Annotated in this window: 23 protein-coding genes and 5 tRNA genes; 9 read left to right on the plus strand and 19 right to left on the minus strand. The window is 62.5% G+C overall.

Annotated elements, in window-relative coordinates; genetic code table 11:
- Positions 1–26 precede the first annotated feature (26 nt).
- Positions 27–2435, minus strand: coding sequence for a membrane-bound PQQ-dependent dehydrogenase, glucose/quinate/shikimate family (locus AC5QPF_RS23035; protein WP_494960043.1), 2409 nt, complete (start codon positions 2433–2435; stop codon positions 27–29).
- Between the two features lie 332 nt (positions 2436–2767).
- Entirely contained in the window at positions 2768–3769 is a 1002-nt protein-coding gene (locus tag AC5QPF_RS23040; protein ID WP_494960044.1) for a substrate-binding domain-containing protein, read from the minus strand.
- Positions 3770–3936: 167 nt separating this feature from the next.
- Here AC5QPF_RS23040 and AC5QPF_RS23045 point away from each other — a divergent pair, with 167 nt between their 5' ends.
- On the plus strand, positions 3937–4809 hold the full coding sequence (locus AC5QPF_RS23045) for a TIM barrel protein (RefSeq protein ID WP_494960045.1): 873 nt from the start codon (positions 3937–3939) through the stop codon (positions 4807–4809).
- Between the two features lie 111 nt (positions 4810–4920).
- On the opposite strand, the gene mmsB is transcribed toward AC5QPF_RS23045, so the two are convergent.
- The 6 genes from mmsB to AC5QPF_RS23075 form a co-directional block, all read right to left on the minus strand.
- Positions 4921–6111, minus strand: a complete 1191-nt coding sequence (gene mmsB / locus AC5QPF_RS23050; RefSeq protein ID WP_494960046.1) for a multiple monosaccharide ABC transporter permease — start codon at positions 6109–6111, stop codon at positions 4921–4923.
- Positions 6108–7643: a multiple monosaccharide ABC transporter ATP-binding protein gene (gene mmsA / locus AC5QPF_RS23055; RefSeq protein WP_494960047.1), complete on the minus strand. Its 1536-nt coding sequence runs from the start codon at positions 7641–7643 to the stop codon at positions 6108–6110. The genes mmsB and mmsA overlap by 4 nt, the downstream gene beginning before the upstream one ends.
- A 54-nt stretch (positions 7644–7697) precedes the next feature.
- Positions 7698–8765: a multiple monosaccharide ABC transporter substrate-binding protein gene (gene chvE / locus AC5QPF_RS23060; protein WP_494960048.1), complete on the minus strand. Its 1068-nt coding sequence runs from the start codon at positions 8763–8765 to the stop codon at positions 7698–7700.
- A 97-nt stretch (positions 8766–8862) separates the two neighbouring features.
- Positions 8863–9948: a Gfo/Idh/MocA family protein gene (locus AC5QPF_RS23065; protein ID WP_494960049.1), complete on the minus strand. Its 1086-nt coding sequence runs from the start codon at positions 9946–9948 to the stop codon at positions 8863–8865.
- A gap of 51 nt (positions 9949–9999) precedes the next feature.
- A complete protein-coding gene (gene iolG / locus AC5QPF_RS23070) occupies positions 10000–10995 on the minus strand; it encodes an inositol 2-dehydrogenase (RefSeq protein ID WP_494960050.1) in 996 nt (331 codons plus the stop codon).
- Between the two features lie 46 nt (positions 10996–11041).
- Positions 11042–11908: a TIM barrel protein gene (locus AC5QPF_RS23075; protein ID WP_494960051.1), complete on the minus strand. Its 867-nt coding sequence runs from the start codon at positions 11906–11908 to the stop codon at positions 11042–11044.
- Between the two features lie 258 nt (positions 11909–12166).
- Here AC5QPF_RS23075 and AC5QPF_RS23080 point away from each other — a divergent pair, with 258 nt between their 5' ends.
- The 3 genes from AC5QPF_RS23080 (at position 12167) to AC5QPF_RS23090 (ending at position 14690) form a co-directional block, all read left to right on the plus strand.
- On the plus strand, positions 12167–13081 hold the full coding sequence (locus AC5QPF_RS23080) for a LysR substrate-binding domain-containing protein (RefSeq protein WP_494960052.1): 915 nt from the start codon (positions 12167–12169) through the stop codon (positions 13079–13081).
- A 101-nt stretch (positions 13082–13182) separates the two neighbouring features.
- Positions 13183–13563, plus strand: a complete 381-nt coding sequence (locus AC5QPF_RS23085; protein ID WP_494960053.1) for a DUF4440 domain-containing protein — start codon at positions 13183–13185, stop codon at positions 13561–13563.
- A gap of 56 nt (positions 13564–13619) precedes the next feature.
- Positions 13620–14690 carry an iron-containing alcohol dehydrogenase gene (locus AC5QPF_RS23090; protein WP_494960054.1) on the plus strand — a complete coding sequence of 357 codons (1071 nt, stop codon included), beginning with the start codon at positions 13620–13622 and terminating at the stop codon, positions 14688–14690.
- A 59-nt stretch (positions 14691–14749) separates the two neighbouring features.
- Here the strand turns inward: AC5QPF_RS23090 and AC5QPF_RS23095 are convergent, their stop codons facing one another.
- Complete coding sequence (locus AC5QPF_RS23095; protein WP_494960055.1) at positions 14750–15664, minus strand: LysR substrate-binding domain-containing protein; 915 nt, start codon at positions 15662–15664, stop codon at positions 14750–14752.
- A 157-nt stretch (positions 15665–15821) separates the two neighbouring features.
- Between AC5QPF_RS23095 and AC5QPF_RS23100 the strand changes: the two genes are divergently transcribed.
- Together AC5QPF_RS23100 and AC5QPF_RS23105 are read left to right on the plus strand one after the other, a co-directional pair.
- Positions 15822–16694: a dioxygenase family protein gene (locus AC5QPF_RS23100; protein ID WP_494960056.1), complete on the plus strand. Its 873-nt coding sequence runs from the start codon at positions 15822–15824 to the stop codon at positions 16692–16694.
- Positions 16695–16759: 65 nt separating this feature from the next.
- Positions 16760–17065: a Dabb family protein gene (locus AC5QPF_RS23105; protein ID WP_494960057.1), complete on the plus strand. Its 306-nt coding sequence runs from the start codon at positions 16760–16762 to the stop codon at positions 17063–17065.
- A gap of 112 nt (positions 17066–17177) precedes the next feature.
- Here AC5QPF_RS23105 and AC5QPF_RS23110 read toward each other — a convergent pair whose 3' ends face one another.
- The 3 genes from AC5QPF_RS23110 to AC5QPF_RS23120 all read right to left on the minus strand — a co-directional run bounded on the left by AC5QPF_RS23110 (position 17178) and on the right by AC5QPF_RS23120 (position 21028).
- Entirely contained in the window at positions 17178–18488 is a 1311-nt protein-coding gene (locus AC5QPF_RS23110; RefSeq protein WP_494964236.1) for a carbohydrate porin, read from the minus strand.
- Positions 18489–18776: 288 nt separating this feature from the next.
- Positions 18777–20240, minus strand: a complete 1464-nt coding sequence (locus tag AC5QPF_RS23115) for a sugar porter family MFS transporter (RefSeq protein ID WP_494960058.1) — start codon at positions 20238–20240, stop codon at positions 18777–18779.
- Positions 20241–20479: 239 nt separating this feature from the next.
- On the minus strand, positions 20480–21028 hold the full coding sequence (locus AC5QPF_RS23120; RefSeq protein WP_494960059.1) for a cytochrome b/b6 domain-containing protein: 549 nt from the start codon (positions 21026–21028) through the stop codon (positions 20480–20482).
- A 242-nt stretch (positions 21029–21270) separates the two neighbouring features.
- Here AC5QPF_RS23120 and AC5QPF_RS23125 point away from each other — a divergent pair, with 242 nt between their 5' ends.
- Positions 21271–22458 (plus strand): MFS transporter, encoded by a 1188-nt coding sequence (locus AC5QPF_RS23125; protein WP_494960060.1) that lies wholly within the window; start codon positions 21271–21273, stop codon positions 22456–22458.
- A gap of 5 nt (positions 22459–22463) precedes the next feature.
- Here the strand turns inward: AC5QPF_RS23125 and AC5QPF_RS23130 are convergent.
- Positions 22464–22540: transfer RNA gene (locus AC5QPF_RS23130), tRNA-Arg, on the minus strand.
- Positions 22541–22836: 296 nt separating this feature from the next.
- Between AC5QPF_RS23130 and AC5QPF_RS23135 the strand changes: the two genes are divergently transcribed.
- Positions 22837–23034: a hypothetical protein gene (locus AC5QPF_RS23135; RefSeq protein WP_494960061.1), complete on the plus strand. Its 198-nt coding sequence runs from the start codon at positions 22837–22839 to the stop codon at positions 23032–23034.
- On the opposite strand, the gene phnN is transcribed toward AC5QPF_RS23135, so the two are convergent.
- Complete coding sequence (gene phnN / locus AC5QPF_RS23140; protein WP_494960062.1) at positions 23022–23624, minus strand: phosphonate metabolism protein/1,5-bisphosphokinase (PRPP-forming) PhnN; 603 nt, start codon at positions 23622–23624, stop codon at positions 23022–23024. The two genes, AC5QPF_RS23135 and phnN, sit on opposite strands and share 13 nt — an antisense overlap.
- A 341-nt stretch (positions 23625–23965) precedes the next feature.
- Here phnN and AC5QPF_RS23145 point away from each other — a divergent pair, with 341 nt between their 5' ends.
- Positions 23966–24292 carry an Arc family DNA-binding protein gene (locus AC5QPF_RS23145; protein ID WP_003254499.1) on the plus strand — a complete coding sequence of 109 codons (327 nt, stop codon included), beginning with the start codon at positions 23966–23968 and terminating at the stop codon, positions 24290–24292.
- A 116-nt stretch (positions 24293–24408) separates the two neighbouring features.
- Here the strand turns inward: AC5QPF_RS23145 and mgtE are convergent, their stop codons facing one another.
- The 5 genes from mgtE to AC5QPF_RS23170 all read right to left on the minus strand — a co-directional run bounded on the left by mgtE (position 24409) and on the right by AC5QPF_RS23170 (position 26804).
- Positions 24409–25851 (minus strand): magnesium transporter, encoded by a 1443-nt coding sequence (gene mgtE / locus AC5QPF_RS23150; protein WP_494960063.1) that lies wholly within the window; start codon positions 25849–25851, stop codon positions 24409–24411.
- A 375-nt stretch (positions 25852–26226) separates the two neighbouring features.
- Positions 26227–26303 (minus strand) — tRNA-Arg (locus AC5QPF_RS23155).
- A 74-nt stretch (positions 26304–26377) separates the two neighbouring features.
- Positions 26378–26454, minus strand: a tRNA-Arg gene (locus tag AC5QPF_RS23160).
- Positions 26455–26528: 74 nt separating this feature from the next.
- Positions 26529–26605, minus strand: a tRNA-Arg gene (locus AC5QPF_RS23165).
- A gap of 108 nt (positions 26606–26713) precedes the next feature.
- Positions 26714–26804, minus strand: a tRNA-Ser gene (locus tag AC5QPF_RS23170).
- Between the last annotated feature and the right edge of the window lie 53 nt (positions 26805–26857).

Raw genomic sequence — 26857 nt, forward strand, 5'->3', positions numbered from 1 at the left:
CACCGAACCGCCGCCGGGAACGCCAGTTACTTCGCCGCGCCTGGCAGCGCGTAGGCGATCACGTAGTCGCCGCGGTTGTCATTGGTGCCGGTGCGGGTCGCGCCGCCCACGGTCACCACGATGTACTGCTTGCCATCGTGACCGACATAGGACATCGGTGCGCCCTGCCCGCCAACCGGCAGGCGGCCGCGCCAGACTTCCTCACCCGTGTCGTTGTCGAGCGCACGGATGTAGTAGTCCAGGGTGCCATGGAAGAAGGTCAGGCCGCCCCCGGTCACCAGCGGACCACCCATGGTCGGCATGCCCAGCGGGATATGCACGCCCGGCACGATACCGTGGACCGGCGCGTCCTCGATGCTGCCCATTGGTACCTGCCACTTGGTCTTGCCGTTGTTCAGGTCGATGGCGGTCATGGTGCCGAACGGCGGCTTGAAGCAAGGCACGCCCAATGGCGAGACGAACATCGAACGCTCGACGCCCCACGGGGTGCCCAGCTGTTCGGAGTACTCACCCTCGGTGCTTGGCTTGAGGCCGGTGCGGCGGGCGTCTTCGCGCTTGATGAAGCGCCCCCACTGGGCCATGCGGATGTCGTTGACGATCAGGGTCCCCGTAGAGGCGTCCAGTGCGCCACCGCCCCAGTTGAAGCCACCGTAGTAGCCCGGATAGATCAGGCTCGCCTGGCCTTCCACCAGCGGGGTGAACTCGCCTTCCCAGCGCAAGGACTTGAAGTCGATCCGGCACATCAGTTGGTCGAACACGGTACCGCCCCACATGTCCGATTCCTTGAAGCGCTCGGTTCCGACCGAGAGCTGCGAGTACGGCTGGGTCGGCGAGATGCGCATGCCCGGGACGCCATCGGTGGGCACCTGGCGCTGCTCCACCGGGAATACCGGGGTGCCATCGCGGCGGTCAAGGACGAAGATCTGTCCGCGCTTGGTCAGGGCGATGACCACCGGGGTCTTGCCACCCTGCTTGTTCGGCAGGTCGTAGAGGATCGGCTGGGCAGACACGTCGTAGTCGAACATGTCGTTGTTGGCAGTGCGGAAGTGCCACTTGTCCACGCCGGTGTTCACGTCGATGGCGACGATGGAATCGTTGTACTCGTCGGAGCCGGGATTGCGATCGCCGTTCCAGAAGTCCGGGGTCTGGTTGCCGGTGGGGATATAGGCCAGGCCCAGTACCGGATCATAGGAAGCGGTGCCCCAGAAGTTCGGCGAATCGCTCGGATAGTCCTCGCCGTCCGGCAGCGGTACGCCGCGCTTCGGATTCAGCGCGTCCCAGGCCCACAGCAATTGCCCGGAGCGCACGTCGAAGCCGCGGGTCACGCCCGAGGGTTCGCCGGTCTTCAGGTTGTCGTTGATCTTGCCGCCGACGATGACCACGTTGCCCGCCACCAGCGGGGCAGAGGTCAGGTAGTAGGAGCCGTCGGTGTTCGGGCCGATGCCCTTGAGCAGATCCACTTCGCCATGCACGCCGAAGTCGTCACAGGGCTTGCCGGTAGCGGCGTCCAGGGCGATCAGGCGCGCATCGACGGTGGTGGTGATGATGCGCCGGCGGCATTCGGCAGGCTGCGTCGCACCTGCGACGGCAACGGTCTCGACCGGTGACGAGGCGTCCTGCGGGGCCTTGTCGGCATCGTAGTAGCCCACGCCACGGCAGCGCTTCCACGCCTTGTTGGACGGGGTTTCCTTGATATGCGGATCGTACTTCCACTTCTGCGCGCCGGTGACAGGATCGAGCGCGAAGACCTTGTTCAGGGGCGTGCACAGGTACACCGTGTCATCGACCTTCAGCGGCGTGCCCTGGTACTCGGCACCATTGATCGCCATGTCGCCGGTACGGAAGGTCCAGGCGACCTGCAGGTCCTTGACGTTGCTCTTGTTGATCTGGTCGAACTGGGCGAAACGCTCGCCGTGGGTGCCACGCCCATAGGCGGTCCAGTCCTGGCCGTCCGCTTCGCCGGCATCCGGGGCGATCACGGGCGAGGTGCTGCCCTTCTGCGCTACCACGGTCGGGTGCGGACGGAACATGCCGACGCCAAAGCCGACCAGGCTGGCGATCAGTGCCAGGCTGATGCCCGCACGTGGGCCGACACCGAGGAAGCGGCGGTTGCCCGCAAGCAACGGCACCAGCAGGGTCAGCACCAGGGCAATGACGATGAAGGTCAGCAGGCGCGGCACCAGTTGCCAGAAGTCCAGGCCGACTTCCCAGAGCGACCAGGCCAGGGTCAGCAGCAACAAGGCAAGACCGATCCAGGTCGCGACGACCTTGCGTCGCACCAGGCCGATACCACTGGCGATCATCAGCACGCCTGCCATCAGGTAGTACCCGCTACCCCCCAGGGCGATCAGCTTGCCGCCGCCCAGTGCCAGGCCAGCGCCGAGCACGGTCAGAATCGCGCCGATGACGATCGGCACGATGGTTCTCAACTTCATATTCCTTCCTACAGTACTTGCGGCCTCAGCCATTCATTCAGATCGATGCCCCACTGCCCCCGCAGCGGGACCTCCCCAGGCAGCCTCTGCCGTGAAGGCAGCCAGCCCGTCCTTGGCCAAGCACGCCGCAGCATTATGAGAGCGCTCTCATTTTTACTGGCCATGATCCACCAGTTTCCTGTCCCAGAGCGGAATGAACGAAATGAGAGCGCTCTCATGAAGCGACAAAAAAAAGCGGCCATCTCCGGGCCACCTTGCAACCGCGCGGAATGTTATGAATTGTTACACCCTGAGTCAATCTGCCGCAGTCGATAATGAGAACAATTATCGAATTATTTAGGCGGCGCCGTGGAGGCACGTACTACCAGGCTGACCGGCATGTCTATCCTGCGCTTTCCCGCGGTATCGCCTGCGAGGATCGCTTGCAAGGCCTGCACCGCGACCTGGGCCTGGACCTCGGTGTCCTGCTTCAGGGTGGTCAGGGAGAACAAGGCATGGGCGGCATCGGGGATATCGTCGAAGCCCACCACCGAGACATCCTCGGGCACGCTCAGTCCCAGGCCCTTGAGTCGGTCCAGCACGCCCAGGGCGATGAAGTCGTTGGAGGCTAAAATCGCCGTGGGCGGTGTCGCGCTGGCGAACAGGATGTCCACGCCCTGGCGACCCGAGGCGGCGGTGTGCTTGCCGCGGATCACCAGCGGCTCCAGGCCGGCCTCGGTCATGAACGCGTTGTAGGCGTTGGCCCGCTCTTTCGAGGAGGGTTCGCGCCCACCGGCCAGGTGGGCGATGCGGCGATGCCCCAAGGCATAGAGGTGCTCCATCGCCAGCCTGACGCCACTGTCGTCGTCCACGGCGATGGAGATGACCTCGGGATGGGACACCCGCTTGCTGCCGATGAACACGCACGGCAGCTTGTCGGCGATCTCGCCGATCACCTTGGGATGATGGGCCGGTCCGAGGAGGATCACGCCGGCGGCGCGCAGGCTGAGCAGGCGCTCGACTTCCTGCAGGGCGGCGCTGTCGTCCACCGAGCGCAGCGAAGTCACCGCGTCGAAACCGGCCGCCAGCAGGCGTCGGTCCACGGCCTGGGCCAGCTGGATATGGAAAGGGTTGTTGGGGTCGCCGATGATCAGTCCGACAATGGACGAACGTGACGACACCAGGCTGCGCGCCGCCAGGTTGGGCCGGTAGTTCAAGTGCGCGGCAATGGCATCGATGCGCTCACGGGTTTCTGGCCGTACGCCGGGATCGCCACGCAGCGCACGGGACACCTGGGCACGGGACATGCCCGCCGCCTTGGCGACGTCATCCAGGGTTACGAACGATCTGGCCATCGGTTATCCACAACTCCAGCGCAAAGCCACGGGCGGCGGAGGATAGCACAGCGCCCTGGCGCCGATGAGCGAGCGCTTCGCCTGGGAAAAACAGTTTTCCACAAAGCCTCACTGACATCGCCGCAGGGCCGCGCAAGAATTCCTGCTTTCCCTGAAGAGCCACAGCCATGCCTGACCAACAACAACGACTGCGCACCGACCTGACCTTCAGCATGCCGTTCTCCAACGTGCTGCACCTGGACTTCGCCGGCAAGCTCAAGGCCACCCGCCTCGCTGGCTTCCACGAACTGAGCATCCAGCCCCAGGAAGTGCAGCGCCTGGTGGCCAGAGGCCTGAAGATCCGCGACATGCGGGCCATGGCCGCCGACCAGGGCGTGCGTATCAGTCGTCTCGACCCGCTGTGCACCTGGAACCCGAACTGGGCCCCGAACAACATGGACGAGGCATTCATTGCCGACCACACCACCACCGCCAGCGAGTTCTTCGCCATCGCCAGCGAGCTGGGCTGCAGCCATATGAGCCTCAACGCCACCTTCGCCGCGGACGCCTACGCCTTCGACGAACTGGTCGGGCACTACGCTGCCATCTGCCGGCGTGCCGGGGATCACAGCATGACCTGCGACCTGGAGCCGATCCCGATGTGGGGTGTGCGCTCGCTGGAGCAAGGCTGGGATGTGGTGCGCGAGGCCGGCGTGGCCAATGGCGGCCTGGTCCTCGATACCCTGCACTTCGTGCGCAGTGCGTCGCGGCTGGAAACCCTGGCGCAGATTCCGGGGGAGATGATCCGCTGTGTGCAGATCTGCGACGGCGTGCATCCGCTGCCAGCGCAGACCACCCTGGAACAGGACTGTTTCAACCGCATGTGGCCCGGCCAAGGCAACTTCCCGCTGCAGGACATCGTCGCGCTGCTGGCACGCATCGGCGGGCTGAACCAGGTGGGGCCGGAGGTGTTTTCCCTGGCGAACCGGGAAATGTCGGCAGAGGATGTGGCGCAGCGCTGCGTCGAATCGCTGCTGGTGTATCCGCAACTGCGTGGCTGAATCCGGGTTCGCCGCCAACCCCGCCGGAGCGGTTCAGGCAGGAGCGTGGGACCAGCACCTTGATCTTCAGCACGAAGGGGCTGCAACGCAGCCCCGAAAGACAGTGAAGTACTACCCCCGGCTCTTCTGGTAGACGTCCACGAACACCGCCGCCAGCAGCACTGCGCCCTTGATCATCTGCTGGTAATCCACACCGATGCCCATGATCGACATGCCGTTGTTCAGCACGCCCATGATGAACGCACCGATCACCACGCCGATCACCTTGCCTACCCCGCCCGAGGCCGACGCCCCGCCGATGAACACCGCGGCGATCACGTCCAGCTCGAAGCCGCTGCCGGCCCGCGGCGTGGCACTGTTCAGGCGTGCGGTGAAGATCAGCCCGGCCACCGCCGCCAGCACGCCCATGTTGACGAAGGTGAAGAAGGTCACCCTGGCGGTATTGATGCCCGACAGCTTCGCCGCCTTCAGGTTGCCCCCCACCGCATAGACCCAGCGACCGATCACCGTGCGGTTCATGATGAAGGTGTACAGGCCGATCAGCAGGCACATGATCACCAGTACCGACGGCAGTCCGCGATAGGTGGCGAGCACGTAGCAGAAGGCGATGATGGCGCCACCGAGGATGCCGTTCTTGAGCAGGAACAGCGGTACCGGCATCGCAACGGCACCGGCCTTGACCACCCTCCTGCGCGCCCGCCATTCGACCCACAGGAAGCAACCGACCACCAGCACGCCCAGAAGCAGCGAGCTGATCTTCAGGCCCTGACCCTGCAAGGGATCAGGCAGGAACCCGGCGCTCAGGGCGACGAACTGCTCCGGGAACGGACCGATGGACTGCCCTTCGGTGATGGCGATGGTCGCGCCGCGGAAGATCAGCATGCCGCCGAGGGTGACGATGAACGACGGCATCCCCCAGAACGCGACCCAGTAACCCTGGGCCGCACCGATCAGGCCGCCCGCCAGCAGGCAGATCAGCGACACGGTGACGAAATCCATGCGGTACTGCACCATCAGCACCGCGGCGATCGAACCGACCACCCCGACGATGGACCCCACCGACAGGTCGATATGCCCGCAGACGATCACCATCAGCATGCCCAGGGCCATGACCACGATATAGCTGTTCTGCAGGATCAGGTTGGTCAGGTTCAGCGGTTGCAGCAAGGCGCCACCGGTGGCGACCTGGAAGAAGATCACGATGACCAGCAGCGAACTGAGCAGGCCGTATTCCCGGGCCCCGCGCTTGATGGCCGGGAGAAGATTCTGTTTCGGCGCCACGGGGGCGATGACGTCACTCACTGGATCACCTCGTTTTTCATGATGGCGTGCATGATTCGCTCCTGAGAGGCGTCGGCGATGGCGAACTCACCGACGAAGCGCCCTTCGTTCATCACGTAGATGCGGTCGCAGGTGCCGAGCAGCTCGGGCATCTCCGAGGAAATCATGATCACGCATTTGCCTTTGGCCACGACCTGGTTCACCACGCCGTAGATCTCGTACTTGGCGCCGACGTCGATGCCCCGGGTGGGCTCGTCGAGGATCAGCACCTCGGGGTCGGAAAAAAGCCACTTGGCCAGCACTACCTTCTGCTGGTTGCCGCCGGACAGCCGTTCCACCGGTTGGCGCAGATCGGGACTGCGAATGCGCAGGGTGCGCTTGTAGCCATCGCCGACGCCGGTCTCTTCGCTTTCGTCGATGACCCAGCGCCGGGCCAGGGACTTCAGGCTGGCGAGGCTGACGTTGCGGCCAATGCCATCACCCAGGACCAGGCCGGCGCCCTTGCGGTCCTCGGTGGCATAGGCGATGCCGCTGTCGATGGCTTCGCGCACCGAGCGCAGGCGCAGGTCCTGCCCCGCCAGGCGCAGCGTGCCGCGAATATTGCGGCCGAAGGCACCGCCGAACAGACTCATGGCCAGCTCGGTGCGCCCGGAGCCCATCAGCCCGGCGATCCCTACCACTTCACCGCGGCGAGCGTGGAAGCTGATGTTGCGGATGAAGTCCGCGCCGGGACGCTCGGGATGCTCCACCGACCAGTTGTGCACTTCCAGCAAGGTGTCGCCCAGCACCGGCTCCCGAGGCGGATAACGGTCGGCCAGCTCACGGCCGACCATGGCCTGGACGATGCGGTCCTCGCTCAATGGCGCGCTGCGGCAGTCGATGACATCCACCGTGGTGCCGTCGCGGATCACCGTGACGCCGTCAGCGACCCGGGAAATCTCGTTGAGCTTGTGGGAAATGATGATGGAGGTGATGCCGCGTGCCTTCAGTCCCAGCATCAGTTCCAGCAGGCGTTCGCTGTCGTTCTCGTTGAGGCTGGCAGTCGGTTCGTCGAGGATCAGCAGGCGCACGTCCTTGCCCAGCGCCTTGGCGATCTCCACCAGTTGCTGCTGGCCGATGCCGAGCTGGCTGACCAGGGTCTGCGGCGACACCGCCAGGCCCACCTTCTCCAGCAGCGCCTTGGCCCGACGATGAGCCTCGGACCAGTCGATCACGCCACGCCGGGCGATCTCGTGGCCGAGGAACAGGTTTTCGGTGATCGACAGCATCGGCACCAGGGCCAGTTCCTGGTGGATGATGCAGATGCCCAGGGACTCGCTGTCGCGCAGGTCGGCGAAGCGGCGCTCCGCGCCGTCGAAGTGAATGCTGCCGTCGTAGCTGCCCGCGGGATACACCCCGCTGAGGATCTTCATCAGGGTGGATTTGCCGGCGCCGTTCTCGCCGCAGATGGCGTGGATCTCGCCGCTGCCGACCTGCAGGTTCACACAGGACAGGGCCTTCACCGGGCCGAAGCTCTTCTGGATGCCACGCATATCCAGCAGATGAGTTGACATGGATGTTCTCCGCTCTCAGAGGCGCCCCGCTCGGGAGCGCCGTCACCGTGGCGATTACTGCAGGCGGTCGGCGCTGTAGTAACCGGAGTCCACCAGCACCTGCTTGACGTTGCCGGCCTCGACCGACACGGGCGCGAGCAGCAGGGTGGGCACGACCATCGCGCCGTTGTCATAGGAGGTGGTGTCGTTGACCTGGACCGGCTTGCCCTGCAAGGCGTTGTCCATCATCACCGCGCAGGACTGGGCCAGGGCCCGGGTGTCCTTGAACACGGTGGAGAACTGGTCGCCACGCATGATCGCCTTGACGCTCGGTACCTCGGCATCCTGGCCGGTGATTACCGGCATCGGCGCATCGCCGCGGCCATAGCCGACGCCACGCAGCGACGAGACCACGCCCACGGCGATCTGGTCGTTCATCGCCAGCACCGCGTCGAGATGGTTCTTGCCGTAGAAGGCGCTGAGGATATTGTCCATCCGCGACTGGGCCTGGGCACCGTCCCAGTTCGGCGTCGCCACCTGCTCCAGCTTGACCTGGCCGCTGCGAACCAGCAGCTTGCCGTTATCCAGGTAAGGCTTGAGCACCGACATCACCCCGGCGTACACCACGTGGGCGTTGTTGTCGTCGGTGGAGCCGGCGAAAATCTCGAAGTTGAACGGTCCCCTGCCCTCTTTCAACTTCAACGCATCGACGATGGATTCGCCTTGCAGGACGCCCGTCTTGAAGTTGTCGAAAGTGGCGTAATAGTCGAAGTCCTTGGAGTTTCGGATCAAGCGGTCATAGGAAATGATGGTGATGCCCTTTTCCTTGGCCTGACGTAATACATCCGTCATGGTCGTGCCATCGATCGGCGCGATGACCAAACCCTTGACGCCTTTTACCAGGAGGTTCTCGATCTGCGACAGTTGCGTGGGAATTTCATACTGGGCGTACTGGATATCGGTCTTGTAGCCCAGCTTTTCCAGGGCCTCGACCATGCTGGCGCCATCAGCCGTCCAGCGCGCCTCGGTCTTGGACGGCATTGAAATACCGATGAGGCCTTTTGAGGTTTCTTCCTGTTTCGAGCAGCCGAACAGCGTCACCGCAACGACAAGCGTCGCGGCAAGTTGAAATAACTTGCGCATGTTTTTTCACCTTCAAATGTATCTGTTGTTTTTGTTGTTACTTTCAAAGCCGCCCCCGTTGCGGGGGCGGAACAGCAAGATTGAACAGGGGATAGGTTCAGCCGAGTTGCACTTCGCGACCGGCGTTATCCGAAGACTCGAACAGGGCTTCGAGCAGGATGTTGATGTTGTGGGCCTGGCTCGCCGGCACTTGCGACGGCGTACCGTTCTGCAGGGCCTGGACGAAGGCCGCGGCCTCGCGATCGAAATACACCGGGTTGCCGATCTCGGCGATTTCCGGCGAATACACGGTTTTGCGCACCGCCCAGATTTCCGGGAAGCTGGTCTCGTTCCAGTGGGTCCAGCCCTGCGGGTGGCCGTTCTTGCCGTCGTGGTAGAGCTTGTACGAGGCTGGCATCGGCGTCGAGTGCATGACGCCGTGGGTGCCATAGGCGGTGATGTCCCAGGTTTCGGTCCAGGGCATCGGATCCCACGACATGAAGTCGATGGTGACCATCTTGTCGTCGTAGTTCAGCACGGCGGCAGCGGCGTCTTCCCGGGCGGACTCGGGCATCTGTCCAGCGAACTTGGAGATGCGCGCGTTCACCGAGCGCGGCATGCCGAAGTGCAGGAGGATGCGGTCGATGGTGTGGCAGCCGATCACGTAGAAGGCACCACCGCGGTCACCGGGCTGCTTCATGTGGTTGGTGTCGGCTTCGTTGTGCGAGCAGCCGGCGTGAGCGCGAACCTGCAGCACCTTGCCGATTTCACCGCTGGCCAGCACCTGCTGCATCTTTTCCACCGACGGCGCGAAGCGCCAGCAGTAGCCGACCTGGAACAGGCCACCTGTGCGTTCCACCGCCTCGACGATCCGCTGGGTATCCTGCGAACCGCGACCGGCGGGCTTCTCGCAGAGCACCGCCTTGCCGGCTTCGAGGGCTTCAATGGCCCAGTCGGCCATCAGGTAGCTCTTCGGGTGCACCAGCACCACATGGACATCCGGGTCGGCCAGGATCTCTTCCTTGGTCCGCGCCTGCAGTTCGAGGGCATCGACGAACGGCTGCAGCAGCGGGCTGTCATCGTAGGCGCCGAGGAAGCGCACCCCTGGGATGCGCTTGAACGCCTTGACGCGGCCCGAGGTGTGGGGGTGAGTGATGCCCAGGCAGGCGACACCCAAGGGTTTGCCGTTAATGGTCAGCGACATGTGTTGTTCTCCTTATCGCAAGAGCGGACGCCCGCGGGCGTCCGTCATGAATCAAAGCTTGACCGCGCGGCCGCTGGCCACCGACTCGACACAAGCGTCGGCCAGGCGCAGGGCCTGCAGGCCGTCGAACGGGGTGACCGGCAGTGGCTGGTTGTCTGCCAGCGCCGAGACGAAGGCGTCCAGTTCGGATTTGTACGCCTGCTGGTAACGCTCCAGGAAGAAGTTCAGCAACGGCTCGCGGGCGTCGGTGACATCCTGGGTCCAGCGCCGCACGGTGGTCGGGCGCAGGTTGTCCTGCAGCAGCATGCCTTTGGAGCCGAACACTTCGATGCGCTGGTCGTAGCCGTACACGGCCTGGCGGCAGTTGTTGATGTGGCACTGCTTACCGGAAGCGGTCTTCATGTGCACCATCGCGGTGTCGTAGTCGTCGTACTTTTCCATCAGTGCCGAATCCACCAGGCGGCTGCCCATGGCGGTGATTTCCACTGGTTCCTCGCCCAGCAGCCAGCGGCCGATGTCCAGGTCGTGAATGGTCATGTCGCGGAAGATGCCACCGCTGTGCTGGATGTAGTCTTCCGGCGCCAGGCCCGGGTCGCGGCTGGAGATGATGACCTGGCGCACTTCGCCGATCTCGCCGGCGAGAATCGCCTCGCGCATGGCGGCGAAGGACGTTTCGAAGCGGCGGTTGAAGGCCAGCATGACCCGGCCGTTGAGGCCCTGGATCTCTTCCACCGCGGCCTGGCTCTTGAGCAGGTCGAGATCGATCGGCTTCTCGCACAGCACCGCCTTGCCCTGGCGCACTGCGCGCATCATCAACTGGATATGGGTGTTGGTGGGCGTGCCGATGACCACGGCATCGACATCGTTGCGGTCAATGGCCGCTTCGCAATCGGTCATCGCGTCGGCGCCCAGGGCACCCGCCAGGGATTGTGCGGCGCTGGCGTAGGGGTCGGCCACGGCGATCAGGCGCGCGCGCGGGTTGGCGGCGACGTTGGCGGCGTGGATCTTGCCGATGCGCCCGGCGCCCAATACTGCGATTCCAACCATGATGTAGTCCTCGTTGTTCTTGATGTGATGGAGAGTTGCCGGCGCTTCAGAAGCGCGCGTTTTCAAACTGGGCCATGGTGCTGTCGAAGGCACGCTTGGCGACGACGTCCAGCGGCAGCTTGCGTAGCTCGGCAGAAATCAGCTCGACGCCCCATGGGCCGCGATAGCCGGTGTCGAGAATGGCCTGGACGAAATGCGGCAGGTCCAGTTGGCCTTCGCCGCAGCACTTGCGGTGGTGGGTGGAGTCGTTGAACACGTCGCCGACCAGTTCGAGATTGGCGTCGTCGATCTCGACGCCCTTGATCAGTTCGACCGGAATCTTGCTGATTTCCCCGAAACCCATGCCGCCACGGGCGATATGCCAGCTGTCTACCATCAGGCCACCGTTGGGGCGTACGCCCTGGGACACCGCCAGCGCCTTGTCGATAGTGTTCACGCTGGAGAACGGCAAGAACTCGATGGCTACCTCGACCTTGTACTCGGCAGCCTTGTCGCAGAGCACGGCGAATGCATCGCGCATCAGGGCGACGTCCACTTCACCTTCCTCGAACAGGCCGGCCGCGCATTTGAGGCGGGTCGCGCCGACTTCGCCGGCAACATCCAGCAGCTCCTTGCAGATCCGGTCGGACACGGAGCGGCGATCACAGGTCAGGTGCCAGTCGATGAGGAATTCCACCTCGCGGTGCTTCATGCCGTTGTCATCGAAGATCTGCCGTACCGTCGGCAGGCCCAGGCGCTCGATCCAGTGCAGGATGTCCGCGTGGACCAGGCCCATGCCACGCCAGCCGGCCTTGGCCGCGGCTTGCGCGCGGGCCTGCAGGGTGTACGGGCTGATTTCGCTGGGCGCACCCGGGTAGGTATCGCCGGCGATGGTCCAGTAGGAAGCGATCAGGTCGACTTGATGACTTGGCATGTAGGAATCACTCGATGGGTGAAGGAAAGCGGGCACGCTGCGTGGCTACCGTCGGTAGCGCCGAGGTGTCTTTACGGTCTGGACAAGAGGTGGCGAAGCGCATTCGCCGATAGCCGTGCAGCAGGAAGCCGGGGGCTGGAGTGTCATGGTTGCGACCACTTCTTGTTGTTGTGACTGTGTGACGGAGTCTAGTTTCTCCCACTGCACGAAAAAACCCGTTACATTGGGAGACAGCTTCCCACCCAGCGGGAGAATCCATTGGATCCCTTCAAAGAAGTCGAGTTATTTCTCCAGGTCGTCGACGCCGGCAGCATCAGCAAGGCGGCCGAGCGCCTGGGCCTGTCGGTATCCGCCGCCAGTCGCCACCTGATCGCCCTGGAAACCCGCCTCGGTGTACGCCTCGTGCAGCGCACTACCCGCCAGCTGTCACTGACCGAGGTCGGCGAGGAATTCCATCGCCGCACTCGCTCGGTGATGGCCGACCTGAGGGAGGCCGAGAGCGTCGCCCGCGACGCGGTGGTGAAACCCAGCGGCGTGCTGCGGGTCACCGCGTCGCTGTCGTTCTGCCTGTTGCATATCGAGCCGCTGCTGCCGGAGTTCACCCGCCGCTACCCGGAAATCAGCATCGATGTGATCGCGGCCAACCGCTACCTGGACGTCATGGAAAACAACGTGGATGTGGCAATCCGCACGCGGCAGTTCGAGGCTGACAACAACCTGACCATCCGCCGCCTGGCTGAAACCCGCCGGGTGCTGGCAGCCTCGCCGAGGTACCTGGAACGCCACGGCACGCCCAAGCACCCGATGGACCTGATCCGTCACAAGATGCTGGTCTACGACTACGCCATCAATCCCACCGAACTGCCGTTCAAGCGTCGTGGCGAGGCGGCGACGGTTAACGTGCGCTCGTTCATTTCCACCAACGACGGGCAGATGGTGGTCAAGTGCGCACTCGACGACATGGGCATCCTGATCCAGCCCAAGTACATCGTCCACGACCATCTGCAGCGTGGCGACCTGGTACCGGTGCTGGACGACTGGGACCTGCCGCGCCTGACCATGAACATCGCGTTCCAGACCCGCCGCCACATGCCGGCCAAGGTCCGCCTGTTCATCGAGGCACTGGCGGAGCGCTTCCGCGAGAACGACTACGAGCGGTTGTGGACGCGTTGAAACTTTTTCAACAGGGAAATAAAGATTTCCAGAATCGGCATTCTTTACCGTTTGCAGGAAATATAGGCTGACCCGGTCAACAACGATCAATCGGGTCAGCCATGCAAAGCACCGAAGCCCTCCATGCCCACCTGCAGGACCTGGAACAGGGTCGCTACCGCGCCATGCTCGATGGCGACATCGACGCGTTCATCGCCCTGTCGCACCCCAGCCTGACCTACACCCATTCCACCGGCGTGGTGGATACGCTGTCCAGCTACGTCGCCAAGTGCCGCGACGGCTTCTATGAATACGTCCACCTCGACTTCCCCCTGGACAAGATCCAGGTGCTGGGCGACGTCGCCCTTCTGCATGGACGGATGTCGGGCAACATCGTCGCCGGCGGCGTGCACAAATCGCTGAACAACCGCACCCTTTCCATCTGGTCCATGTTCGGCGGCGAATGGAAGTTCCTCGCCTATCAACCGACCCCGATCAGGTAACGCTGCTGCCCGCCCCCGCAGCGAGCAGTTCATCAACAAGAACAGGAACCGATTCCGTGGCTATCGCGAATTTCACCTACACCGGCCTGCCGTCCCGCGTCATCTTTGGCAAGGGCTCCCTGCAACAACTGGAAGCGGAGATCGACCACCTCGGCTCGCGTCGGGCGCTGGTGCTGTCCACCCCCGAACAACGCGGCCAGGCCGAACGCATCGCCGACATCCTTGGTTCGCGTGCTGCGGGCATCTTCGACAAGGCAGTGATGCACGTACCGATCGAAACCGCTCGCGAAGCCCGTGAAGTGGCACGGCAACTGGGCGCCGACTGCGCCGTGGCCATTGGCGGCGGCTCGACCACCGGCCTGGGCAAGGCCATCGCCCTGGAATCCGGCCTGCCGATCCTGGCGATCCCGACCACCTACGCCGGTTCGGAAATGACCTCGGTCTACGGTCTTACCGAAAACGGCATCAAGCGCACCGGCAAGGATGTACGGGTCCTGCCGAAAACCGTGATCTACGACCCGGAGCTGTCGGCCACCCTGCCCGTGGATCTGTCCGTCACCAGTGGCATGAACGCCATCGCCCACGCCGCCGAAGGCCTCTATGCCCAGGACGGCAACCCGGTGATGTCGCTGATCGCGGAGGAAGGCATCCGCGCCATGGCCGAGGGCTTGAAGTTGATCGTCGACAACCCGCAGGACCTGGATGCCCGCGCCGACTGCCTGTATGGCGCATGGCTGTGCAGCACCGTGCTGGGCAATGTCGGCATGGCCTTGCACCACAAGCTCTGCCACACCCTGGGTGGCAGCTTCAACCTGCCCCATGCACCGACCCACACCATCGTCCTGCCCCACGCCATCGCCTACAACGCCGAAGCAGCGCCGGACGCGGCCAGGCGCATCGTTCGTGCGCTCGGTGCGGGCAGCAACTCTGCCGGTCAGGCGCTGTACGACCTGGCCAAGACCCTGGGCGCACCGCTGGCCCTGAAGTCGCTGGGTGTGAACGAGGCCGACATGGACCGGGCCACTGAAATCGCCCTGGCCAATCCGTACTGGAACCCCCGTCCGATCGAGGGCGTGGCGATCCGTGAATTGCTCCAGAATGCTTACGAAGGGAAACGCCCGGCGTAAACCGGACCATTGCCTTTACTCCACCCGATCTCCGTGCGGGGGGCCGGGTGGGGCTTTTTTCAACGCGTCCAGTAGCGCTCGTAGCCCTCGCGCTTGAAATGCTCCAGCAGGAAGTCGATGAACAGCCGGGTCTTGGCCGGCATGTAGCGACGATCCTGGAACGCCAGGTTGATCGTCAGCCGCGGCAGATCCCAGTCATCCAGCACCGGCAGCAGCCGGCCCGCCACCAGGTCGTCATAGATGATGTACTTGGGCTGCACCAGAATCCCCGCCCCCGCCAGCGCCGCCGCGCGCACGATCTGGCCATCGTTCGACTCCATCGCCGGCTGGATCTTCACCGACTCGCGCTCGTCGCCTTTGCAGAACTCCATCGAATTGGGGTGGTTGGCATGGCTGTAGATCAGCATGTCGTGGTGCTGCAGGTCGCTCACCGTCTTCGGCTGGCCGCGCAGGGCCAGGTAGGCCGGCGATGCGGCCAGCACCCGACGGGTCTCGGCCAGGCGTCGGATGGTGATGCTCGAATCGGCCTCGAACTCGCGGGTGCGGATTGCCAGGTCGATCTCGGTATCCATGATGTCGTAGTAACGGTTGGCACCGATGATCTTCACCTTGATCCCCGGGTACAAGCGCTGGAACGCCGGCACCAGCGGCGCCAGGTGAAGCATGGAGAAGGAGATGGTGGCGGTGATGGTCAAGGTCCCGGTGGGTTCGACCAGCGCAGCGTTGACCGAGGCCTCGGCCTCTGCCCACTCGGCCAGCAGTGCCTTGCAGCGCCCGTAGAAATCGTGGCCGGCATTGGTCAGGGCCAGGCGCCGGGTGTTGCGCTCGACCAGGCGCACCTTCAAGCGGCTTTCCAATGCTGCCAGGTGACGACTGGCGGCGGCGTTGGAGATATCCAGTTTTTCCGCAGCCCGGCTCAGGGTGCCCAGCTCGGCGGTCTGCACGAACAGCTCTATCTCGGTGAAACGGTCCACAGGGCACCTCTTATTATTTCACTGGTGAAACAAAGAATTTCATTGGCGTTGTTTTATTCCACTGGAGAGCACTTTAGCGTAGTCGGGTGGAATCGAAAACGGCCGGGGTAGCGATTGTTCCTGGCCCACTACAAGAAAAAGTCAGCAAAGGCCTCCTATGAGAAATCTGGACGAACACACCATTACCCAAGCGGTCCTGACCCGCAATGCCAGCGCGCCCGACCCGCGCCTGCGGGAAATCATGACCAGCCTGGTGCAGCACCTGCACGCCTTCGCGCGCGAAACGAAGCTGACCGAGGCGGAATGGGAAAAAGGCATCGAGTTCCTGACAGCGGTCGGGCAGATCTGCACCCCGACGCGCCAGGAGTTCATCCTGCTGTCCGACACTTTGGGCCTGTCCACCCTGGTGACTGCGCAGAACCACAAGAAGCCCGAGGGCTGCACCGAGGCCACGGTGTTCGGGCCTTTCCACGTGCTCGATGCACCGCACTTCGACCTCGGCGCCGACATCAGCGCCGGCCTCCCCGGGGTACCCTGGTTCGTCCGTGGCACCGTGCGCGACATCGACGGCAACCCGGTACCCAACGCCACCCTGGAGGTCTGGCAGGCCGACGATGCAGGCTTCTACGACGTGCAGAAAGCCGGACGCGCAGCGAACAGCTTCGAGGGGCGCGCCATCCTGCAGGCCGACAGCGAAGGCCGCTACCACTTCAAGACCATCATCCCGGATTGCTACCCGATTCCCCATGACGGCCCGGTGGGCAAGATGCTCGAAGCCCTGGAGCGCCATCCATGGCGCCCGGCGCACCTGCATTTCATGATCATCTCGCCGAACCACGAACGCCTGGTGACCCACGTCTTCCGCGAGCATGGCGAGTACCTGGATTCCGACGCCGTGTTCGGCGTGCGCTCCTCGCTGATCGCCGACTGGGTGGCCCACGACGCCGGTACCGACCCGTACGGCCAGGCCATCGACACGCCCTGGTTCTCACTCGATTTCGACTTCGTCCTCAACCCCATCGCTCGCTGACAACGGGCCTCGGGGCGAGCCAGGCCACTGCAGCCGGCTCGCCCCTCTTCCTCCTGGAGCACCCCATGCAACCGGTAAAACACATCGTCATGTGGAATCTGCGCGGCGAAAGCGAGCAGGAACGCAATGACAACATCGACACGGTCAAGCGCGAGTTCGAGGCTATCCGCCACGAAATCCCTGGCCTGAAACTGCTGGAAATCGGCGTCGACATCAGCAGGATCGACTACGCCTGCCACGTTGTCCTCTACTCGGAGTTCGAGTCGGTACAGGCACTGGAAGACTATGCGACGCACCCCGCGCACCTGCGGGTCAAGGCGGCGCTGGGCAACATGCGCACCCACCGCTACCAGGTGGACTACCTGGGCTGAGCCCATGCCAGGAGGAGCGGCCCGTGCAGTGATGCACGGGCTTTTTTTCGCCTGGAAAACGAAAAGGCCCGGCACTGGGTGCCGGGCCTGAGTCATGTCGAAGACTGCCGCCTTAGAATTTCACGGCCATCTTCAGGCCTGCCACCACCGCACTGTCCACCTCGTCCACGCCACCGGGATGACGGATGTACTGCAGGTTCGGACGCAGGGTCAGCCAGGGCGTGACCGCAAAGCCGTAGTAGATCTCGGCATCGTACTCGGTATCACGGATGGGCCTGTAGGCCGGGTTGTCGTAGTCCTGGATACCGGCCAGTTCGTTGGTCAGGCGTGCCTGACGCGCTACATCCGGGTTCACGTGGATGCGGGCCACACCGAATCCGAAGTCGTCCTTGGGACGTGCGTCGAAGGGTCCCTTGTAGGAAATACCGGCCTGGATGAAGTGATCGACCAGGTTGGTTTCCTTGTCGTGCAAGGTGGCGTTGAAAAACACGCTCAGGCCACGCTCGGCACTGCCGCCGCGAGAGGTCAGTTGCTGCTGGATGACCAACCAGGAACCGTGCTTGCTGCCATGGCTCTGGAACGCGCCGCCCGAAACCGGCTGCGGCTGGCCATCGGCGCCGTCGTAGACGTCATCGGCCTTCGCGTTGCTGTAGTAGTAACCCGCGCGATACTCACCCGGCAGGCCGTTGAACTTCGGGGTCCAGACCAGTTCGACCGGGAACAGGGCGCCCTTGGCACCGCTGCCGCTGAGCTTGAAGCCGTTGCCGGTTTCCAGGTACGACGGGTTGACCTCGAACGCACCGACCTGGGCATAGACCTCAGGGGTCAGCTTGTACTTGATCCGGCCGGCCCACTGGCTGACCGGCCAGTTGTACCAGACCGAGCCGGCCCAGTTGGCCGCCTGGGCACCGCAAAAGGCGTTGTTCTGGAAATCGCACGGGAAGGTGTTGAAGTCCTCGCCCTCGCCGAAGCGGCCGACCTTTACATCCAGGTCGCCATCGAGGAAACCCTTGCTCAACCACATCTGGGTCAGGCGCCAGGTCTGTCCACGGCCATAGACCTCCTGGGTCGAGCTCAGCATGCCGGCGCGCGGATCACCGACACGGTCGCCGGCGAGGTTGCGACCGCTGCGCTCGGTGATCATCAACTGGAACCTGGTGTCCTGCCAGCCCGCCATCTTTTCCAGGTCCAGCGTCGCGCCCAGGGCCATCTGGTCGGTGTAGCGCGCGGTCTTGTCCTTGTTGTAGCCACCGTGGAGGTTGGCAGCCGCCTCGCCGACGTATTCGATGGTCAGGTCGGCGCCTTTTTCATGCAGCTCCGAACGCAGACCGCCCCAATCGCCCGTCATGTAGTTGGCGGCATTGAATGGCTCGGCGGCGATGACTTTATCGGACAACAAGCCAATCACTCCCAGCACGCTCATGCCCAGCAACAACCGGGCATTGACCGGACGAACATAACCGATGTGCATAAACTCTCCTGCTCTTCTTATTGTGAGTTAACGGATACGAGCCTTTTACGCAGAGGCTCCACTGCCTGAACGACACGCGCACTGACCCGCCCTCATGGACTTGGCCATGAAGCGAGGAATGAGTTGGCAGAACGTGTGAACAAAACGATCAGCGTGTTCTGTTCGAACCCGGCGGGCGGGTGAAGCGACGACGCAAGCCGGTTCGGACTACGTCGCCGCAGGCAACAGAAGTGTTACGGCTTACCAGGTCGTTCCGGTCGAGGCCTTGCCGGCCAACCTGCCGGGCTGCTGTTCCTTGCGACCGAAGCGGCGCTCCATCAAGCGCTCGATCTCTTCCAGCGACAGCCCTTTGGTTTCAGGCACGCAGCGCAGGCAGAAGATGATCGAGAAGACGTTCACCACGGCGAACAGGAAGAAGGTCATGCCGCCGAAGTAGCTGAGAGCGATCGGGAAGGCGAACGCCACGATGGCGTTGAACACCCAGAACAGGCCCACCGCGATGCCGTTCATCACGCCACGGGAATGGGTCGGGAAGATCTCCGACATCAAGACCCAGTACACCGGACCGATGCACATCTGCATGAAGAACAGGAACACCAGGATACCCGACAGGGCCAGGTAGCTCTGCAGCAGGGAGCCGGGCATGAAGTTGAGCACCCCGCCGAGGAAAACCTGCGTCAGCACCACAACGGACAGGCCCAGCAACAACATCGGCCGGCGCCCCATGCGATTGATGGCCCACATGCCGATCAGGCAGGCGATCACCGAGATCACGCCATTGCCGATGGTGGCGATCAACGCGGCGTTGGTGCCCATGCCGGTGGATTTGAGGATGATCGGGGTGTAGTACATGAAGGCGTTGACGCCAGTAGCCTGGATCATGAAGCCGAGGCCGATGCCCACCAGCAGCAGCTTGACCAGCCAGGGCTCGTTGAGCTTGCTCATCAGGCTGGTATGGGTCTTCTCGTAGCTGCACTGCTCGACGATTTCCTTGATTTCGTCGTCGGTCTCCCTGGCCGAGTCACGCAGCCCCAGCAGCACCTTTCGTGCTTCGTCCACGCGCCCCTTGGCCACCAGCCACCGCGGCGAGGTCGGCACGAAATTCACGCCCATGTACAACAGCGCCGCCGGAATCAGGGCGATGGCCAGCATGTAGCGCCAGATAGCCGGGTTCTCGAACAGGTGTGCCAGCAACGCACTCGACACATAGGCCAGGCACTGTCCGGAAACGATCATCAGCTCGCTCTGGCACACCAGCCGCCCCCGATGCCTGGGGCCGGCCAGCTCGGCAATGAACACCGGCACGATGGACGATGCGCCGCCTACGGCGATGCCCAAGGCAAAGCGGATCAGGATCATGGCCAGGAAGTTCGGCGCGAGGGCACTGCCGATGGCACCGAAGGCAAACAGCAAGGCCAGGACCTTCAGCACGAACAGGCGACCGTAGCGGTCGGCCAGGTGACCGGAGGCGAAGGCCCCCACCGCGCCACCGAAAATCAGCGAGGACGCGACCGCGCCTTCGGTGAAGGGGGTCAGCCCCAGCCCACCCTGGCTGGGTTCGAGGGTCATGAACGGCAGCGCGCCGGAGATCACTCCGGTGTCGTAGCCAAAGGCAAGCGATCCCATGGTCGCGATGGCCGCGACACGCCAGAGGATCGTGGATTTGGAGCCAGGCAAGGCTTGGTCGCCGGAGTGCATGAGCATCTACCTTTCTTAGAGTTATTTGTAAATCTGGTAGTGCGAGACTATCGCCGCTACAGGCAAAGAAAAATCGGCTCACGGGAATTGTGTTTTTCGCCTGTGAAATTCTTGAGGTCTTATCGCCCGGTTTATTGCAGTAATGTTCAAATTGGATCCACCTTTCACCATCGGATCCCATCTTTCGAAAATGAAAAAGCCTCGACACTGCGAGGCTTTGAACGAAGGCGAAACAATTGCTCGGATCAGCTTTTCCGACCCGGCAGCATTCCGGTCAATACATTGTCGCGATCGATGAAGTGATGCTTGATGGCCATGCCCACATGTCCCGCAATCAACGCAGCGCAAAACCATGAGGTGTAGGTGTGAACGAACTTGGCGAGGCCGTACTGGTCCTGGTCGGGTGCCACCAGCGCAGGCAGTTGCAGCAGCCCCAGGAGCATGATCGGCTTGCCCGCCACCGAGCTCCAGTACCAGCCGGACAAAGGCAGGAATACCAACGCCAGGGCATACAGCAGGACATGGCCCACTATTGCGCCCTGCTTCATCCGCACGCTCATCGAATCCGGTAGCGAGGGTGCGGGATGGGTGGCGCGCCAGAGCAGGCGAACCACTACCAGGAAGATCAAGGTGCTGGCCAAGGCCTTGTGCAGGAAGGTCAGCGAGTGAGCCGAATTGAATTCATCCCGCCAATGCGTGGCGACAAAGCCGATGCACCAGGCGACCAGCCAGATCGCCGCGCTGCCCCAGTGCAACGTCATCGCCGTCGCGGTGTAGCCCTTGCTGCCTGCCATTGTTGTTTCCCGCGCCTGATCGGCGTCCATCGAAAAAGGATCGTCGAATCTAGCAGTGCGGTCAGAAACGACGCAGCGCGAAGGTGAAAATCAGATTTTCATCAGTGAAACATCGCCCGTCCTGGGCGGCAGTAGGATAGCGCCCACAGGCTACAAGCCCCGGTTCTGGCGTCCTCGACTGCTTTGCCTGCAATAGCCTAAGATCGAAACTTTAACGTTTCAGCTTATTTCAAAGGAGCCGCATGTCCGTCCACGAAACACCCCCACTGATTGCCCCCAAAAGCACCGTCGTCAAGATGGAGGTCGCCATGGCTCTCGGCAGCTTCGCCATCGGCACCGGGGAATTCGCCATCATGGGCTTGATGCCCGACGTCGCCAGCAACCTGTCGCTCAGCGAGCCCGAGGTCGGCCACGCGATCAGCGCCTACGCGCTGGGGGTGGTGGTCGGTGCGCCGGCCCTGGCGATTCTCGGCGCCAAGCTGCTGCGCAAACACATGCTGCTGTTGCTGATGGCGCTGTATGCACTGGGCAACCTTGCCACGGCTTTTGCCCCGTCCTTCGCCAGCCTGATCGCTTTTCGTTTCATCAGCGGGCTGCCACACGGCGCCTACTTCGGCATCGCTGCCGTGGTGGTGTCGAGCATGGTCGCCAGCAACCAGCGAGCCAGCGCCGTCGCGCGGGTGATGATGGGCCTGACCCTGGCCATGCTGCTGGGCAATCCGGTGGCCACGTTCCTGGGTCAGTTCTTCGGCTGGCGGTCGGCGTTCATCCTGGTTGGCGTGATCGCCCTGTGCACCATCGGCCTGGTCTGGCGCTTCGTTCCGCAGCCGCGCGACGAAGCCCGCAGCGATCCGCGCAAGGAACTCCAGGCATTTCGCCTGCCACAGGTGTGGATGGCCCTGGGCATCGCCTCGATCGGTTTCGCCGGCATGTTCTGCGTCTTCAGTTACCTCGCCCCCACGATGCTCGAAGTGACGAAGGTATCGCCCCAGTGGATCCCCTTCGGCCTGGCGGCGTTTGGCGTGGGCGGCATCATCGGCAACTTCGCCGGCGGCAAGCTGTTCGATCGCCTGCAGTTCCGTGCCGTGGGGCTGATCCTGGCCTGGTCGATCGCGGTGCTGTTGTTCTTCACCTTCGCGGCCCAGGCGCTGTGGTCGATTCTGCTGGGCATCGGCCTGGTGGGGACCATGGTTGCGCTGGCGGCGCCGTTGCAGATCCGCCTGATGGATATTGCCCACGAGGCGCCAAGCCTGGCGGCGGCTTCGAACCATGCGGCGTTCAACCTGGCCAATGCCTTGGGGCCGTGGTTGGGTGGCATGGCGATCAGCGCGGGACTGGGGTGGACGAGCACCGGGTACATCGGTGCGGTGACGGCATTGGTCGGGCTCGGGGTGTTTCTGCTGGCCCGGCGGATGAAGGGGGGCCGTTGAGGAGATGGTGTCCCAGGGCAGGTTCGAACTGCCAACCTTCCCCTTAGGAGGGGGATGCTCTATCCAATTGAGCTACTGAGACACAAGGCCGGCGGCGGGCGCCACGCGGCGGAAGGCGGCCATGTTAACCAGCGGGAAGGCATTTGTCATGCCGTGGATCGGGCTTTTTGCCCGTCACAAGAAGGATTGTGGAAAGTCAGCTCGTGCATTTTGCAATGAAGCCTAAAGCCATCATTGCAGGATGCACGGATGCACTACCGATACATCAATATAAGCCGTTGATTTACAAGAGAAATTCTTTAATTAAAGGCTGGCACGACAACTGCTCTGACAAGGGTAATGGAATGTTTTCGACCCTACAGCCCCGGACCAGCCCCCATGACCCATACCTTGCTTGCCCTCAACGCATTGGCCCTGACCGCCGTGATTGCCTTGGGCCTGTTGCCCAAGGAGACGCCGGCCAACTCGCTGGATTACCGCACATCGATGCAGGCCCGGCCGGCGGTGCTCGGACAGGCACCCGACGGGCAGCGGCAGGATCATCCGGTCCGCGAGCAGGATCATTATTCGTTCTGAAGCGGCAGCCCGGCTTCATGCAACAACGCCAGCAAGCGCTGCGCGGCCTCTTCCACCGAGGTGGAATTGTCGAGGCGACGCACATCCTCATCCAGACGAGTGGACACCTGCTGATTGCGCGCCAGGCGCTGCTCGATCTCTTCGGCGGTCTCCCGCCCGCGACGCATCAGGCGCTCGCGCAATACCTGCGGCGCAACGCTGAGTAGAATCGGCAGCAGGTCCGGATACCGGGCACGCGCCTCCTCCAGATGTCCGCGCGAACCATTGACCAACACCCAGCGCCCCTGCTCCAGCCAGGCGTCGATCTCCCGCGGAATGCCGTAGTGCAGGCCATTGGCCGGCCAGTCCAGGGCGAACGCCCCCTGGGCCCGTAGCGAAGCGAACTGCTGGGGCGACACACCCTGGGCGTCTTCACCCACCGCCTCGGCGGATCGGGTAATCACCCGCCGGGCGACCGCCACGCCCAGATCCCGCAATGCGGGCCTGGCCTGATCGATCACGCTGTCCTTTCCGGAACCCGACGGCCCCATCAGGTAGATCAGCCTGCCCCGGTCGTCCGACGGAGGCCTGGCGCTTGCGTCATGCTGCATAGCCACTATGCTCATAGATAGGAAAAGCCCCAGCATTTTAGGAGCTTTCCGTTACCTTTTCGTCTCTCGTTGCAAAGAGTCAAAAAGGTGGCTGAATCGGATAAGTGGATGAATCTTAACTTTTCAAACCAGTGCTCATTTCTGATAATTGGTACTGGCAAAAAGCCTCCACCCGGTTCAATATTTGTCACAGAATTGACGCCAAGGAACCGGCGACAATGAGGCATCATTGCGACCTCATTCACAATTCAGGTTGAACATTTGACCGTATCGGTGGTCGTAGTCTCCATCGCGCGGCCAATTTCAAGAACCGCTTCCCCTGAACTAAACCGGTCAATTATATGCGCCCAATGAAACAGGCTATCTACTCAAGCCGCACCGCAGACAAATTCGTCGTCCGCCTGCCCGACGGAATGCGTGAGCGCATTGCCGAGGTTGCGCGTAACCACCACCGCAGCATGAACTCCGAGATCATTGCCCGCCTGGAACAGAGCCTTATCCAGGAAGGTGCACTGGGCGACGAGTTGAGCATGCGCCTGGACAGCCCGGAACTGTCCCTGCATGAACGTGAACTGCTGCAACGCTTCCGCCAACTGTCCCACCGCCAGCAAAACGCCCTGGTTGCGCTGATCGCCCATGACGTCGAGATGGCTGCGGACGCCTCCTGACTCCTTATTCCTGAACGCGCTTCAGAACACAACGCCCGGTGCATCGCACCGGGCGTTGTGCTTTGTGGCAGCCACAAAAAAGCCAGCACTAGGCTGGCTTTCGCGTTTACTGATGACTACAGCAAGAACAGCGTAGCCAGGCCCAGGAAGATGAAGAAGCCACCACTGTCGGTCACCGCAGTGATCATCACACTGGAACCCATGGCCGGGTCGCGCCCCAGACGCATCAGGGTCATCGGGATGAACACCCCCATGAAGGCCGCAAGCAGCAGGTTCAGCGTCATCGCCGCAGTCATCACCACACCCAGCGACCAACTGCCATACAGCAGGAAGGCCACCACGCCGATCACCCCGCCCCAGATCAGGCCGTTGAGCAGCGAAACAGCCAGCTCCTTGCGCATCAAGCGCGTGGTATTGCCCGGGCTGACCTGGTCCAGCGCCATGGCGCGGACAATCATGGTGATCGTCTGGTTGCCGGAGTTACCGCCGATGCCCGCTACGATCGGCATCAGCGCCGCCAGCGCAACCAGCTTCTCGATCGAGCCTTCGAACAGGCCGATCACCCGCGAGGCAACAAAGGCGGTGATCAGGTTAATCGCCAGCCAGGCCCAGCGGTTGCGCAGCGAACGCCAGACCGAGGCGAAGATGTCTTCTTCCTCGCGCAGACCGGCCATGTTCAGCACTTCACTTTCGCTTTCTTCACGAATCAAGTCGACCATTTCATCGATGGTCAGACGGCCGATCAGGCGGTTGTTCTTGTCCACCACCGGGGCCGATACCAGGTCGTAACGCTCGAAGGCCAGGGCCGCGTCGTAGGCGTCTTCTTCCGGGTGGAAGCTGACCGGATCGTCGGCCATCACTTCGGCGACCTGCTTGTCCGGGTCGTTTACCAGCAAGCGCTTGATCGGCAGCACGCCCTTGAGAATACCGTCGTAGTCGACGACGAACAGTTTGTCGGTGTGGTTCGGCAGTTCCTTGAGCCGGCGCAGGTAACGCAGGACCACTTCCAGACTGACGTCTTCGCGGATGGTGACCATCTCGAAGTCCATCAGCGCACCGACCTGCTCCTCGTCATAGCTCAGCGCCGAGCGAACACGCTCGCGTTGCTGGGCGTCGAGGGTTTCCATCAACTCGTGGACGACGTCACGAGGCAGCTCAGGGGCGAGGTCGGCCAGTTCGTCGGCGTCCATCTCCTTGGCCGCGGCGAGGATCTCGTGATCGTCCATGTCGGCGATCAGGGTCTCGCGGACCGAGTCGGATACTTCGAGGAGGATGTCGCCGTCGCGCTCGGCCTTGACCAACTGCCAGACGGTCAGGCGGTCCTCAAGGGGCAGCGCTTCGAGAATATGGGCGACGTCGGCGGAGTGCAGGTCATCGAGCTTGCGTTGCAGCTCGACCAGGTTCTGCCGGTGAACCAGGTTTTCGACGCGATCGTTATGCGCGCCTTCCTGGCGATGGGTCAGGTCTTCGACCACGCGCTGGCGGTGCAGCAGCTCGACCACCTGGGCCAGGCGGTCCTGCAGGCTTTCCTGCGTTTTTTTTGCTTCGATTTCAGTCATAGGCGAACTCCACTCCCAGCAGCGGAGCACGCCGGGAGGATCAATCAGTCACATCGTGATTGGCAAAAGAGGCTTTTAAGTAACTACTGGGTAAGTCCATGGTGGTATTCCACAAGCCCCGGCGGGGCTGACGGGCGCAATCATACACCGCTTGAGCTGGCAGGGGCTGAAAATATCGGTGAAAACAATCGTTTGCGAACGTTACGCATGCAAACTCCCGAGTCCATCAATGCGACGGCCAGCGCTCGATAAAGAGCACATGCACTACAGAAAAATTAGCACGCGCCATTGAGGCATGAATGACAATTTATTTATCGGGATCAACAAATCGCGGAAAACAAAAAGCCCGCCATGAAGGCGGGCTGTTTGCTTGTATGGTGCACTCGACAGGATTCGAACCTGTGACCGCTCGGTTCGTAGCCGAGTACTCTATCCAGCTGAGCTACGAGTGCAGGGTTGGTATTTGATGAACCAGATTACCGCTGGCTGAAGCAGAAGCAAACTTCAGTGAAACTTGCTTCTTATATGGTGCACTCGACAGGATTCGAACCTGTGACCGCTCGGTTCGTAGCCGAGTACTCTATCCAGCTGAGCCACGAGTGCAGGGTTGGCATTTGATGGACCAGATAACCGCTGGTTGAAGCAGAAGCAAATTTCAGTGAAACTTGCTTCCTATATGGTGCACTCGACAGGATTCGAACCTGTGACCGCTCGGTTCGTAGCCGAGTACTCTATCCAGCTGAGCTACGAGTGCATTTGAAGCCGCGCATTATAGTTCGCTAAATCGTTTTGGCAACCACTTTTTCGTTTAATTTCAACTACTTAGTGATTCATGCCAGATTACAGCGCCCTACATGAATAATGGCGGAGAAGGGGGGATTCGAACCCCCGATACCCTTGTGAGGTATACTCCCTTAGCAGGGGAGCGCCTTCGGCCACTCGGCCACCTCTCCGCAACACGGGGCGTATAATAACCAGACCCTTCCCCGTTTGCAAACTCTTTTTT

This window comes from Pseudomonas sp. Con_6 (genome assembly GCF_059379395.1).

Coding starts and splice junctions, on each gene's coding strand:
- AC5QPF_RS23035 (WP_494960043.1), bottom strand. CDS start 2,435: ATGAAGTTGAGAACCATCGTGCCGATCGTCATCGGCGCGATTCTGACC.
- AC5QPF_RS23040 (WP_494960044.1), bottom strand. CDS start 3,769: ATGGCCAGATCGTTCGTAACCCTGGATGACGTCGCCAAGGCGGCGGGC.
- AC5QPF_RS23045 (WP_494960045.1), top strand. CDS start 3,937: ATGCCTGACCAACAACAACGACTGCGCACCGACCTGACCTTCAGCATG.
- mmsA (WP_494960047.1), bottom strand. CDS start 7,643: ATGTCAACTCATCTGCTGGATATGCGTGGCATCCAGAAGAGCTTCGGC.
- chvE (WP_494960048.1), bottom strand. CDS start 8,765: ATGCGCAAGTTATTTCAACTTGCCGCGACGCTTGTCGTTGCGGTGACG.
- AC5QPF_RS23065 (WP_494960049.1), bottom strand. CDS start 9,948: ATGTCGCTGACCATTAACGGCAAACCCTTGGGTGTCGCCTGCCTGGGC.
- iolG (WP_494960050.1), bottom strand. CDS start 10,995: ATGGTTGGAATCGCAGTATTGGGCGCCGGGCGCATCGGCAAGATCCAC.
- AC5QPF_RS23075 (WP_494960051.1), bottom strand. CDS start 11,908: ATGCCAAGTCATCAAGTCGACCTGATCGCTTCCTACTGGACCATCGCC.
- AC5QPF_RS23085 (WP_494960053.1), top strand. CDS start 13,183: ATGCAAAGCACCGAAGCCCTCCATGCCCACCTGCAGGACCTGGAACAG.
- AC5QPF_RS23100 (WP_494960056.1), top strand. CDS start 15,822: ATGAGAAATCTGGACGAACACACCATTACCCAAGCGGTCCTGACCCGC.
- AC5QPF_RS23105 (WP_494960057.1), top strand. CDS start 16,760: ATGCAACCGGTAAAACACATCGTCATGTGGAATCTGCGCGGCGAAAGC.
- AC5QPF_RS23110 (WP_494964236.1), bottom strand. CDS start 18,488: ATGAGCGTGCTGGGAGTGATTGGCTTGTTGTCCGATAAAGTCATCGCC.
- AC5QPF_RS23115 (WP_494960058.1), bottom strand. CDS start 20,240: ATGCTCATGCACTCCGGCGACCAAGCCTTGCCTGGCTCCAAATCCACG.
- AC5QPF_RS23120 (WP_494960059.1), bottom strand. CDS start 21,028: ATGGCAGGCAGCAAGGGCTACACCGCGACGGCGATGACGTTGCACTGG.
- AC5QPF_RS23125 (WP_494960060.1), top strand. CDS start 21,271: ATGTCCGTCCACGAAACACCCCCACTGATTGCCCCCAAAAGCACCGTC.
- AC5QPF_RS23135 (WP_494960061.1), top strand. CDS start 22,837: ATGACCCATACCTTGCTTGCCCTCAACGCATTGGCCCTGACCGCCGTG.
- phnN (WP_494960062.1), bottom strand. CDS start 23,624: ATGCAGCATGACGCAAGCGCCAGGCCTCCGTCGGACGACCGGGGCAGG.
- AC5QPF_RS23145 (WP_003254499.1), top strand. CDS start 23,966: ATGCGCCCAATGAAACAGGCTATCTACTCAAGCCGCACCGCAGACAAA.
- mgtE (WP_494960063.1), bottom strand. CDS start 25,851: ATGACTGAAATCGAAGCAAAAAAAACGCAGGAAAGCCTGCAGGACCGC.